This window comes from Shinella sedimenti, from assembly GCF_022601905.1.
GTDB classification, from domain to species: Bacteria; Pseudomonadota; Alphaproteobacteria; order Rhizobiales; family Rhizobiaceae; genus Shinella; species Shinella sedimenti.
Genome location: NZ_JAKVIN010000008.1, coordinates 365017 through 377225, shown reverse-complemented (window position 1 = coordinate 377225; position 12209 = coordinate 365017). Strand labels below are relative to the sequence as shown.

The window sequence follows — 12209 nt, the reverse complement described above, 5'->3', positions numbered from 1 at the left end:
GACCGCGGGCGGGGCATCATTCGGTGAGTAGGGCGCCAACATGAAGGGAGAAGACAAGGACGGGAGCAGGAAGGCCATAATGACGCGATCATCCGCGCCCATGACGTGATCGAAACCATTAGTCACGGGCGCTATGTCGTTACCATACGCGTCTATGGATTCGCGAAGTCGGATCTCAAAGCCGCCGACGCACGTTTGCGATGCAACAGTTGCCGGATTGCGCATCAGTAGCGAAAATGCTGAAATGCGTCTGGCTGATTGTGTAGCTCCAAGCAAGGGGCGGCGTTGTTCTCTATGCTAATAAGTAAATCACGAGCATCGTTCAACATCGTTATAGACAACGTACATGACGTCACCATGGGCCGTGGCGGTGCGAGGGTCGTATCTCTTATGCAGAAAGAGTAGGCTGACGCAGCCATCCTGACAATTGGCACTGTCGACAAAAGGGCGTGTCTGCTGACGCAGGCCCTGCGTCTGCATCCTGCGTTCGATCAGGCCAATGTCGATAGCTTTACGGCTTCATCGACATCGCGCCTGTAGGCCCGCGCGGCCAGTATGAGTGCCCCGGATTGCGAAGGATAGATGTGTACCATCGTGAGCATAGCCGGGGGGAGAGTATCCGCGACAAGGCCGGTTTCTTCATCCGCGTAGTCGATCAGATAGCAAAAGGCCGCATGTTGGAGATGGGCGACCGGGGCCTTGTCAGAAAAGGTGCCTCAAGCCGCCCATGAAGTATGTCATGAAGTGGGATGGAAAAAGCCGATGATGAGGAATTCGAAATCAAAACCACATTAGCAACAGTGCTTGCGGACGCAATCGGCTTCCCGCTAACAGCTTTGAACGCTGATGGAAGGTGGCCGAGATGGGGAATGCGCGGCGGCGCGCCATCACTGGCGCGTGCCACCCCGCATCTGGTCGACGTAGTACTGTTGATAGAGGTCGCGGTACTTTTCGGCCGTACCGGCATCGCTGTAGCGGGGCAATGTGTCCATGTCCGTCTTGTTGAGGATGACGCCGATGGTTTTTGCATCGATGCGGCTTTCGGCGGCGAGGAGGTCGCGCACCAGGTTCGCGGGGGTGCGACCCCATTCGACGACAAACAGGAAGCCGTCGGCCAGTGGCTCGAAAGCCTTGGCATCGATGACGGGGGCCAGCGGGGGCAGGTCTACGATGACATAGTCGAAGGCCTGGCGTGCTTCCTCGATGAGTTGTTGCATGGCTGGCGAGGAGATGAGGTCGTTGACGTGGGGTGCGCAGGCACCGCCGGGCTGGACTGCAATCGGCAGCATGGAGAGCTGGGATTGCCGGTCGGTCTTCACGGCCTGGCCCCACGAAATGGTTCCCATAAGGGCTTCTACGAGACCCGCCTGCGGTGCTGGTTTCATGATCGCACCCAGGCTCGGCCTGCGCATATCGGCGTCGATCAGCAGCGTCCTTCTGCCGCTCGCAGCAAGAAGGGCTGCGAAATTGATCGCAACGGTCGATTTGCCTTCCCCCGGCAGGGCCGAGGTCACGCCGATCACGCGATTCTTGCTCGGGATTGTCATGTCGCTGATCAGCTTGGCATTGCGAAGGGTTTCGGCGAAGACCGAGCGGGGCGCATCGAGAACGACGCGTGTCATCCGCTCGAGCGGCACGTTGTCCTCGCCGGTTTCCCCGGTAGGGCTGCCTGGTCCGGACTCCGACTTCACTGCCTGGGCGCCAATCGTCGCGGGTCTGCCTTTCCTTGTACCGCCGATGAGCGGCAGGTAGCCGAGCGGCTTCAGTTCAAGGATGGAGCGTATGTCGCTTTCGAGACGGAAAGCGCGTTCGCGCATTTCCTGCACGAAGGTCAGTGCACCGCCGGCCATCAGGCCCAGCACGGCAGCAAGGCCAAGCACCATGGTTCTGTTGGGGCTGGAGGGGGATGTGGGCACACCGGCGTCGGAGATCACCCGCGCCTTGGGGATCGGGAAGGACTGTTTCTGAGAGGCCTGCTCGTAACGGGCGAGATAGGATTCCGAAAGCGCCTTCAGCGCCGTTGCCTTCTGCTCCAGCTCACGCAGGTGCACGGAGGAAAGGTTCGCATCGGCATTGCTGCCGGTGACCTTCCGGATGCTCTCCCGCAGCGAAACTTCGCGTGAACGGGAAACTTCGTATTCGTTGCGGAAGCTCGCTGTCAGTTGCTGGAGCTCGCGGTAGATCTGCCCGGCGAGGTTTTCCTTCTCGGCGCGCAGCGCGATGGCCTGTGGATGGTCTGCTCCGAAATTCTGCGTGATGTCCTGCGCGCGTTTCACGACGGAATTGTAGCGCTCTCGCAGATCCTGCAGCACGGAGCCACCCGCCTGCTGCGTCGGGATGGAGGCATTGTCGATGGCCTTGTCCGGTCCCTGATCGACGATGGCCCTGAACTGGGCGTAACGGGCGGAGGCGCTTGCCGCATCGGCCTGGGCGAGGATGAGCTGGCTGTTGAGGTCGGCAAGCTGTTGTTCGGACATCAGTTCGCCGCGGGCGGTGGTGAGACCGTTCTCGCTGCGGTAGCGTTCGACTTCCAGCGCGGCGTCCTGCGCGCGGGTCTGAATGTCGGTAAGGCGCTCCTGCAGCCAGGTCGAGGCCTGTTCCGTCGCCGTGAAATTGGCGCTGAGCTGGTCTTCGAAAAAGGCCTCGGAATAGCGCCGGGTAACAGCGGCCGCTAGCTGGGGGTCGGTCGAGCGGAAAGAAACGGCAAGCACGGCGCTGCGGGAAACGCGCTCCACGGCCAATGACTGCTGCAGAATGCTGGCCGCCTTGTCGCGACGTCCCTTTGCAAGCGCCTCCTGCGAGGCTTCCGGGCCGGAGGAACCAAGCGAGGCGAGCGACTTCGCCCAGCCCTTGACGGTCGCGACGGGCGACTGCGGCGGGTTGAGAACGGTTTCATTGTCGGCCAGCTTGAGGTCATCGACCACGCGCAGCGCCAGCCGCCCCGACTTCAGAATTTCGACGGCGCTTGCGATACGCATGTCGACCTGTTGGCTGCTTTGGGGCGAAGGCTCGCTCTCCTCGGCATAACGCGACAGATCCTCGTCGAGCAGGATCTGAGTCATCGACGTATAGACGGGTGTCGCGAACACCAGATAGGCGACGGCAAGCGCGACGGCGACCGCGACCGAAAGGGCAATCAGGCGCGCCCTGCGAACGAGGATCGTCATCAGGCGATTGAGGTCGATGAAAGAATCGGACGGGTCCGGTTCCCTGTGAAGGATGCGGCTTTGCGTTACCGTACGTTGATGCATGGGGCTCCGTTCTGCCTTTCGGCGCGATGGATGCTTTCCTCCCCGATATGTCTCCGGACTGCTCTTGGCCCGGAGACACGAGATTATGCCGCGCGAATCCGGCCCTCGTGCGACGACATCATGTCGCGCAGGGATTCATAGACGGCGCCTCCGATATCCGGACGAGCGAGCGCGAAGGCGACATTGGCCTCGATGAAGCCGTGCTTGGAGCCGCAATCATAGGTCCGCCCCTCATAGGGATGGGCGTGGAACGGCTGGCCCCTGGAAAGTTCCAGCATGCTGTCGGTCAACTGGATCTCGTTGCCTGCGCCGCGCTGCTGTCGAGCGAGATGGCGAAAGATCTCCGGCTGGAGAATGTAGCGGCCGTTGAGGAAGAGATTTGACGGTGCTTCGCCGGCTTTCGGCTTTTCCACCATATGAGTTACGGCAAAGCCGTGACGCACGGCCGCACCTCTGCCGACGATGCCATATTGCGAGGCATCCTCAGGTGCGCACTGTTCGACACCGACGACATTCCCGCCGACTTCGCCGTAAAGCTCCATCAAGCCCGCCAGGCAGCCGCGCGCGCCGAAAGAAATCATGTCGGGAAGAAGCAGCGCGAAGGGCTCGTCGCCGATAAGGTCACGTGCACACCAGACGGCATGGCCGAGGCCGAGCGGCGCCTGCTGGCGGGTGAAGCTCACCGAGCCTGCGGTTGGCAGCAGGCGGGAGAGCTCGCTGACCTTGTCGTTCTTGCCGGATCGTTCGAGCGAAGAGATGAGCTCCGGCGTGTCGTCGAAATGATCTTCGATGACCTGCTTGTTGCGGCTGGTGACGAAAACGACATGTTCGATGCCGGCCTCGCGGGCCTCGTCGAGCGCATACTGCACGACGGGGCGGTCGACGATGGTCAACATTTCCTTGGGCATGGCCTTTGTGGCCGGCAGGAATCGGGTTCCGTTGCCGGCGACGGGAATGACAGCCTTGCGGACGGTCTTGGTTCGCACCATGGCATTATCCTTTGTTCTTGAGCGCGAGGTCCTGCGCTGTCGGGGGAGATGAGGCCGCGCGGGGCGCGGCCGTCTTGCGGTGGATCGGCGGCGCGGTCAGGCGGCGCCAACGGGCAGCGATCGGCATCGCGAGATGCCGCAGAGCACGCGGATCGCCAAGCGCTACCTTGGCGGCAGCGCCGAACGAACGGTTCTTGAGATGTTGGACGAGTGCCAGAAAGGCACGCGTTTCCATAAGGTTGCGCGTACGCCGGCGCTGCGCGGCGGCGGCTTCGCCCGAAAGCGGGAAGCGTGCGAGAAGCCGACAATCGCCCGCCAGCATGCCGTCGACATGGTGGAGGTGCAGCACGCGGGAAATCGAGCTTTCGCGGATATGATAGAGATAGCCCGCCTCCGGAACGACCGTGCAGCGGCCATCCGAAGCAAGCACGGCGGCGAGCAGAAGATAATCTTCGCCGATGCGCAGGGTCTCGTCGTAGGCGAGTCGGTTTTCCCGCAGGAAGGCGCGGAGGAAGATCGGTTTCATGTAGCCGAAATTGTGCGTGCTGCGAAAAATCCGGTTGGAATCGATGAATGCCGGCAATGTCAGGCCGGGCATGGCAGCAAGGAGGCTTTGCGGAAACATCCGCTCCGTGCGGCCATCCGCATGCAGCACGTCAAGATTATCGACTGCCGCTACCGCACCCGCGCTTTCCGCTGCACCGATCATGCGGGCAAGACGGCCCGGCCGCATCGTGTCATCGGCATCGAGAACTGCGATCCAACGCCCGCGCGCGTTGGCAAAGCCGGCATTGCGCGCTGCGCCGGGTCCGCCGTTGCAGTCGAGCGATACAAGCTTCACGGCCGGCTCGCCCAGCGTGGTGACGATTTGCCGTGTCGCGTCGGTCGAGCAGTCGTCGGCAACGATTACCTCTACCGATACGCCATCCTGCGCCAGGGCACTGCCTAAGGCTCTCTTGATCGTGTCGGCCGCGTTATATGCGGCGATCACGACGCTGACATCGGGAGTGGTCATTGCACCGCCTCCAGATTTCCATAGGGCTCGATGGCGCGTGCACCGAACAGACCGCCGATCGCGCCAGCATGAAGAAGACCGCGCAAGAAGAAGCGGTTACGGCGTACAGGGGAGAAGGCGAAGGCCGTCGCACCCGCAAAGCAGACAGCGCTTTTCGCAGCTGCCAGCGCGGCCGCGCTCAGGCGCGATGCACCTTCATGGCGCGCAGCGAGAAGCCGGCCATGGGTCTGCCCCATGCGCAGCCTCCGGCGCGCCAGCCAGGAAAGGCAGGCACGCTCCGCCGGAACGACTTCCTTCACCCATGCCTCCGCGGCAAAGGCGATGTGCCCGCCTTCGGCATGAACCGCGCTGAAGAAGGCGGTGTCCTCACCGCCGCTACGGCCCAGCGCAAGATCGAAGCGCCGGCCAGCGATGGACGGTGCGGCACGACGCATCAGGACGTTGCAGGTGTATCCCGTGCGAATTTCGCCGTTCACCCAGACGGGACGCGTGGCGTGGAAATCGCCCTCGCGCATCCAGTCCGGCGCGCCTTGGCCGTAGACCGCGCGCACGGGGCCAAGCACCACGTCGGCGCGACGTTTTCCTGCGGCGGCGAGCAGCGCGTCCAGCCAGAGGGGCTCCACCGTCTCGTCGTCATCGACGAAGGCGATGAAGTCGGCATCACTGTGTTCGAGGCAGGCGTTGCGGGCGATGGAGATATTTCCAGCGGGGCAATGCACATAGAGGATGCTGGCCGGCAGCATTGGCATCGCAGCTTCGACGCGATCGCGGGCACTCGGCTCCACGTCGTTGTCGGCGACGATGATGCCGAGGCGTACGCCCGCCGGAACGATCAGCTGCGAGAGTGAGGTGAGTGTTTCCGTCAGTGCGGTGCGCCGAAATGTGCAGATGGCGATGTCGATGCGGATGGGAGCCGTCATGCGAGGGCCCTCCGCTGGCGCGGATCCAGCACCTCGCGCCAGAAGCCTGCCGACCAGGCGAAATGCATGATCATGGCGGAAACGGCGGCGAGCGGGCCATATGGATTGCGTTGGCTGAGCGCCATCCACGCGCCATAACCCATGCAAGCGGCAGCCCAGAGCACGAACGGCACGGCGGCAATCCAGTTGATGGCGGCAAGGAACGCACCGACGGCGACGGGCGCCACCATCAGCGGCAGCATCTGTCGGACGCTCGGGCGCGAGCGGTGTTTCAGAAAGTTTCTCGCCCGGCCGCGGCCGTAGCCGAAATACTGCCTGAAAAGCGGCAAGGCACTGGACCTTGGATAGTAGACCATGCTTGTGCGTGCGGTCATCCACACACGGTAGCCAGCCCGATGGAGCCGGTAGTCGTATTCGGCATCCTCGTTGGCGGTAAACGCTTCGTCGTACCCGCCAATGGCGCGGAAGGCGGCGATGCGCATCAGCGCGTGATGGCCATGATCCGTCCAGTGGCTTTCGGCGCCGACGCGGTGTTTGGCTCCGCCGTTGCCGAGGACGGAATTCTGCGCGACGGCCGTCGCCTTCTGAAAGGTGCCGAAGCCGATCGTCTGCATGGCAACCACGACCGAATCCGCGCCGGTTTCCAGCGCCTCCTCCACCAGCACGCGGCAGTAGTCGTCCGGATAGGTGCCATGGGCATCGATGCGGATGAGGTAATCGTGTTCGGCGCCGAAGGTCGCGACGGCGAGGTTGATTGCGGCGCTCTGGATGCGTTTGGGATTGTCGAGCACGTGCATGTTGGGCACCGCCACCGCGAGGCGACGAGCGATATCCCGCGTGCCGTCGCTGCTGCCGCCATCGACGACGACGAGGGTGGCAGTCAGGCCGGCCAGTGTCGGTTCGAGCTGGCGCACCAGATGCTCGAGATAAGGCGCCTCGTTGAGGCAGGGGATGACGATCAGGCAACGCACCGAGGTGACGGCATCAGCGTTCATGGCAATCCACCTTGTTGGCGATGAGGGACGGGAGGGGAGGAAGAGCCGCCAGTCCTGCCGGCTGGCGCAAGGCGCCCAGGCGGTGGACGAAGGCTGCGCAGTCGGCGCGATCCAGGATCCACGGGCGTGTGCCAAGCGCGACGAGGCGGGCGTTGAGCGCTCGATAGGCATCTTCACCGAATGTGGCAAAGCGCTCGGTGAGCGTTTCGAGGCGGCCATCGGCAAGGGCAATGCCGATACCGTGCCGGGCGGCGAGGCGCGCGGTTTCGGTGCCGTCGAGAACGATGGGCAGGGCACCGTGCCGACCACCTTCATAGATGCGGTTGGGCAGCAGCCACTGCGAGTTCTGGCCTTCTTCGAAGAAGTCGATGGCCCAGGTGAAATCCACCTCGGCATAGATGGCCGACAGGTCCTCCGGGTTGCGGTAGGGGCCTTCGAAGCGGAGGAAAGGTTCGCGGCTGACGATGCCGTCGAAATCGTCGAATTCGCGGTATGCTGGCCGGCCGCGCAACACCACCTCGAAACGGCCTTCCATGCGCCGGGTGAAAGCACAAAGCAGGTCGAGCGATTTGCGGCAGCGGATCGCGCCGAACCAGCCAATGCGCCACGGTGCGCCGGCCGGGCGGGCGCGCTCCGGCGGGCGGGTGTCGTGGCTGCCCAACTCCAGCACCCGGTTCTCCAGCAAGTGGATCGGCGCGCGGATGCCGGAAAGGGGTTTGAAGTAGTGTTCTATGAAGGCCGGTGAGCTGGTGACGACGAGGCCGGCGTTGCCGCCGAAATAGCTCTCGGCCCCACGCAGGACCCGGCCCACCGCGCCTGTTTTCAGCATCAGGCGGTGAACATCGAGGCATTCATAGGCAATCGGGACGGCGCCGAAGTGCGCCGAGGCGCGCCGCGCCAGCACCAGCATTTCAAGGTTGCGGGCGAGGATCACGTCCGGTTGCGGCAGGCCCGCCAGCTTCAGGGGCAGCCGCGCTACCGCACCGGCCACCGCGACCAGGCGCTGGGCAAAGCGGGCGTCTGCGGTGGTGCCGAGTTCCAGCGGTGTGATGCTCTCGATGGCGGCGAAACGGTTTTCGCCGCGGCGGAAGCCTGCGAGCATCACCTCCGCGCCGCCCGCCTGCAGCATGAGAACCCGTCGGCGCACGGCAGGGTCGGACAGGTCGTGAACGAGGTAGAGGACCCTGAGCATCGGCGTCATCCGCTCAGTTCACCAGGCAGGCGACGGAACCGTCGAACTGGCAAGGCTCACCTTCGGCGGTGAACGCGAGACGCTCCACTTCCACCCGCGTCGGGCCGGAAAACGCAAAACGACCCATCCAGTCGGAAAGTGTGTCGGTGCCCCAAAGCGACAGGAAGATTTTCTGCGCGTGGTTGGGCAACTTCTTCGGGTCCGTCACCTCGTGCACCAAAGCGCCGTTCACATAATAGCGCAGGCTTTGCTTTTGCCAGACGAAGGCATAGTCGTTGAAGCCTTTGTCGGCGCCACCGGGAACGGGCACGAGTTTCTCGTTGCCGCCCTTACCGGCGATGTACTGGTTGAGCTGGACACGACTGGTATCCTTGCCGAGAACCTCGAAATCGATCTCGTCATGCGGTTTTTTATCGGTCGGGCCGATATAGGTGAAGAAGGCCGAGTTGAGACCCGCGCCGGTCGCCGTTTTCATGCGCACCTCATAGGTGCCGTAGCCGTAGCGTTTGACAGTCTGCACCTCGCCACAGGCATACTGGCGCTCGCCGGAGGGCTTGGCGTCGAAGGAAAGCAGGAGCCTTCCGTCTTCGACACCAACCTGGTCCTTGGACCATGTGCAGTTCTGGTGTTTCCCGTTGTTCCAGCCGTCGGAGATGTACCAGCGGGCGGTGTCGAGTCGGTCGAACTCTTCGACGAAAGAGGTACCTGAAGCCCCGTCCTGTGCGGCGAGGGGACCTGCGCCGCCAAGTGTGGCGAGGAGGGCGGATGCCCCGATGGCCTGTTTCAGCAGAATGGTCATGATCACCTCCGTTGAGCGATGGAGCCGTCGGGCTTCATCGGCGGGTGTGGGCGTTCGGCCAGCGGCCGCTTGCGATCGCCCATGCGGCGGCCGGTAAGGATGGCGTGCAATGCGGGTGCAAAGCGCCGTGCCAGCGCATGGGTGGAAAAGAGGATGACGAGGGCCAGCAGCGGACTTGCAGCGTAGAACAGCGGGTAATCGGCATGACTGCCGAGCCGATTCCAGACCATCCAGAAGAGGATGAGCAACGGATAGTGCCCGCAGAAGATCCAGAAGCTCAGTCCGCCAAGCTGCGCCAGCCTCTGGCCGGTCGCGGTGCGGACAAGGAGCGCCGAAAGTGCCCAGGCGCCGAAGATGCCGGCGATAGCAGTGACGGCGCGGAGCATGTTGAGCCAGACGGGAAACTCCGGACCATAGGCGTAGAGCGCAACGGAAAGCAGTACCGCCATTGCAAGCACGGAAAGGACCACGGGCAGAGCGAAACGATCCATCCGTTTGATATCGATGCGATGGAGCGCCATAGCGACGCCGAAGCTGAAGCCGAACAGAATGGATTTCTTGAGGAAAATGCCACTGGGCACCGGCAGCACGGCATAGGCCAGCATCAGCCCGAGCGCCGTGCGCGGATAGCGCAGGACGGCAAGCGCGATCACCGGCGAGAGAATGAGGCAAACAAGCAGATCCCGCAGGAAGTAGAGCGGAATATTGATGGGCCAGCTCTCAATGGCGAGGGAGAGGTTCATCACCTCACGCGGCGTCGCATTGACGAGGTCGGGCAGGTAACCGAAGCCGATGCCGCGTGCCTGGGCAAGATAGACGAGTGCGAGAAACGCGATGTTCCAGAGCAGGAATGGCAGAAGGATCGTCGATGCCTTGCTGCGCAGTGTCCTGCGATAATCGAAGGCTTCGAAGCCGCGATGAAAGAGCAGGTAACCGGATATGGCACTAAGGCAGGGCACGCCAATACGGAACAGGCTGTCGCCCAGGAAGACGCGCATCCAGTCGAAGCCGCTGAACGCGCCTGCATAGGGGCTCGTTGCCGGATCGTGGGGAACATGCACGAAGATGATCCCAGATATCAGCACGATCCGCATCATATTGATGCGTGCCGATACTGTCGCGTCGATTTGCACGGTTGCGTCACCCCTCTGGTGCGCCGTTCCCATCGGGCGGCCTTCGAACAAGGACAGACCGAAGCCTGAGAAGAGGAGTTTGCGCGACGGGACAGCAGAAAATGTGGCGGCGCAGCAAATTTGCCGGCATATACGGTTGCATCGCAGCATCGGGCGCGAAATTGCATTCGGTCAGAAACACACGCTCACATACGCGTGAGACAAATGTGAAGTCCCGTTTAACAATACTTTGAAGGCTATTCGAATGTACTGATGTAGCCGCAATTTTTGAGTGCAGGCGGCCCGGAATTTTTTTCAATTTTCTACGACGATTTGGGTTGGATCAGCGATTGTTGCGGCGGATCGCCCCTGAATTGGGGCGGCCTCAAGGCAGGCTGACAGGCGATGTGGCGCCGGGACGACGCACCAAATCCAGCAGCTTTCGCAGCAACGGCCGCTCCGTGAGGAGGGTGAGAACAGCGTAGATCGCGCCGCCAAGCAAAATGCCGATCCCGACCTGCAGCGCGGGATGGAACTCAGGCGACAGATAGTGGTCGAGGGCATAACGCACTGCAAGCGCCATTTGTGCGGCAGTGAGCATGGGGCGGATCGACTGGTAGAAGCCGGAGAGGAAAGGTGTTCTATCGGCCCGGAACACGACCCAGGAATAGCCGACGAGCACCGCCGCGTTGACAAGGCAAAGCGCGACCATGGCGTCGATGAGCGTGCCGTTATAGGCGCCGTAGGCGACGGCGGCGGTGGTTGCCGCCGCACGACCCACCGCCCACCAGAACAATGCGCTGCCATGGCCGGAACTCTTCAGGTAGGGAATGAAGGTGCTGCACGGCGTCAGTAGTCCCTTGGAGATGGCCAGGAGCCCAAGCACGGGCCAGGCGGAGGCCCATTGCGCGCCAAAAAGCAGCAGCATGGCCGGCTCGGCAACTGCCCAGAGGCCGAACATCATCGGCGCGAGCAGCAAGGTCGTGACCTGTGTGCTCAGCATCAGCGCCTGCGAGCGGCGCTGGCGGTCATGCATCATTGCGCTGAAGGCGGGAAACAGGACACCCATCACGCCCGACAGCACGACCTGATTGGGAATGCTGGAAAAGCGATTGGCGGCCGAATAAGCGCCGGCATCAGCCAGGCCGAGGAAGCGCGATATCACGACCATGGGGGACTGGAAGGTGACGAAATTGGCGAGCTCCGAGCCCATCAGCCCGAGGCTGAAGCGTGTCAGCCGAACGACGCTGGCAAGACGAAACTGCAGGCGCGGCAAATAGCGCGAAACGAAGAAGAGGCCGACAAGCCGGATCACCCCGGCGACAAAAAGCTGGGAAACGAGCGCGAAGATGCCGAAGCCGGAGAATGCCAGGATCACCGCCGCAATGGCCGCGATCGATTCGGAAATCATGCTCCACAGTGCATCCCGGCTGAACTGCATGCGGCGGGCGACAAGCGCATAGGCAACGTCGCCAGCGAGCTGCAGGGGTATGAGCAAACACATAAGCCGCAGAAGCGATGCTGCGTCCGCTGCGCCGAACCAGTCCGCCAGGGGCTCGGCGAAGACATAGAGCCCAGCTGCCATAAGGAAGGCGAAGGCGAGATTGGCCCAGAAAACCGAGTGAATCGTCTCGGATTCTTCCTTTGCCTCGAGAATGAGTGCCGAGGCGAGACCGGCCCCGCCGATCATCGCCAAAAACTGCACGACGGCCAGCGCCACGGCAACCGCGCCGAATTCTTCGGGTGTCAGCAGTCGGGCAAGAATGGGCACAGTGACAAACTTAAGCCCGAATGTGCTTGTCTTGGATAAGACGCTCCAGCCGACATTTCGCGTTACCGACTTCGCGTTCACGGACTGGGACATGTCGGAAACCTGCTTCAAAAGGAGCATCGACGAAGACAAAAGCCTGCGCCGGAAACGGCCACGCCCCGGTGG

General features: G+C 62.6%; 10 protein-coding genes. All 10 read right to left on the bottom strand.

The features are described from left to right. The coding region (locus MKI86_RS19800; protein WP_241604527.1) for a hypothetical protein at positions 1–225 on the bottom strand (225 nt) is incomplete at its 3' end. Between the two features lie 662 nt (positions 226–887). Next, complete coding sequence (locus tag MKI86_RS19795) at positions 888–3251, bottom strand: polysaccharide biosynthesis tyrosine autokinase (protein WP_241604525.1); 2364 nt, start codon at positions 3249–3251, stop codon at positions 888–890. Positions 3252–3334: 83 nt separating this feature from the next. Continuing rightward, positions 3335–4240, bottom strand: coding sequence for a UTP--glucose-1-phosphate uridylyltransferase (locus MKI86_RS19790; protein WP_241604523.1), 906 nt, complete (start codon positions 4238–4240; stop codon positions 3335–3337). Between the two features lie 4 nt (positions 4241–4244). Continuing rightward, positions 4245–5255, bottom strand: coding sequence for a glycosyltransferase family 2 protein (locus tag MKI86_RS19785; protein ID WP_241604521.1), 1011 nt, complete (start codon positions 5253–5255; stop codon positions 4245–4247). After that, positions 5252–6175, bottom strand: coding sequence for a glycosyltransferase family 2 protein (locus tag MKI86_RS19780; RefSeq protein ID WP_241604520.1), 924 nt, complete (start codon positions 6173–6175; stop codon positions 5252–5254). Before MKI86_RS19780 ends, MKI86_RS19785 begins: the two co-directional genes overlap by 4 nt. After that, positions 6172–7170, bottom strand: coding sequence for a glycosyltransferase family 2 protein (locus tag MKI86_RS19775; protein WP_241604518.1), 999 nt, complete (start codon positions 7168–7170; stop codon positions 6172–6174). The genes MKI86_RS19780 and MKI86_RS19775 overlap by 4 nt, the downstream gene beginning before the upstream one ends. Next, positions 7160–8362 carry a glycosyltransferase family protein gene (locus tag MKI86_RS19770; protein ID WP_312409762.1) on the bottom strand — a complete coding sequence of 401 codons (1203 nt, stop codon included), beginning with the start codon at positions 8360–8362 and terminating at the stop codon, positions 7160–7162. Before MKI86_RS19770 ends, MKI86_RS19775 begins: the two co-directional genes overlap by 11 nt. A 13-nt stretch (positions 8363–8375) precedes the next feature. Beyond that, on the bottom strand, positions 8376–9161 hold the full coding sequence (gene exoK / locus MKI86_RS19765; protein ID WP_241604516.1) for an endo-1,3-1,4-beta-glycanase ExoK: 786 nt from the start codon (positions 9159–9161) through the stop codon (positions 8376–8378). 2 nt (positions 9162–9163) lie between these two features. Next, the gene (locus MKI86_RS19760) at positions 9164–10288 is read right to left on the bottom strand and encodes an acyltransferase family protein (protein WP_241604555.1); all 1125 of its coding nucleotides are present in this window, start codon (positions 10286–10288) and stop codon (positions 9164–9166) included. Between the two features lie 370 nt (positions 10289–10658). Further along, positions 10659–12137: a lipopolysaccharide biosynthesis protein gene (locus MKI86_RS19755; protein ID WP_241604514.1), complete on the bottom strand. Its 1479-nt coding sequence runs from the start codon at positions 12135–12137 to the stop codon at positions 10659–10661. Positions 12138–12209: the final 72 nt, after the last annotated feature.

Coding starts and splice junctions, on each gene's coding strand:
- MKI86_RS19795 (WP_241604525.1), bottom strand. CDS start 3,251: ATGCATCAACGTACGGTAACGCAAAGCCGCATCCTTCACAGGGAACCG.
- MKI86_RS19790 (WP_241604523.1), bottom strand. CDS start 4,240: ATGGTGCGAACCAAGACCGTCCGCAAGGCTGTCATTCCCGTCGCCGGC.
- MKI86_RS19785 (WP_241604521.1), bottom strand. CDS start 5,255: ATGACCACTCCCGATGTCAGCGTCGTGATCGCCGCATATAACGCGGCC.
- MKI86_RS19780 (WP_241604520.1), bottom strand. CDS start 6,175: ATGACGGCTCCCATCCGCATCGACATCGCCATCTGCACATTTCGGCGC.
- MKI86_RS19775 (WP_241604518.1), bottom strand. CDS start 7,170: ATGAACGCTGATGCCGTCACCTCGGTGCGTTGCCTGATCGTCATCCCC.
- MKI86_RS19770 (WP_312409762.1), bottom strand. CDS start 8,362: ATGCTCAGGGTCCTCTACCTCGTTCACGACCTGTCCGACCCTGCCGTG.
- exoK (WP_241604516.1), bottom strand. CDS start 9,161: ATGACCATTCTGCTGAAACAGGCCATCGGGGCATCCGCCCTCCTCGCC.
- MKI86_RS19755 (WP_241604514.1), bottom strand. CDS start 12,137: ATGTCCCAGTCCGTGAACGCGAAGTCGGTAACGCGAAATGTCGGCTGG.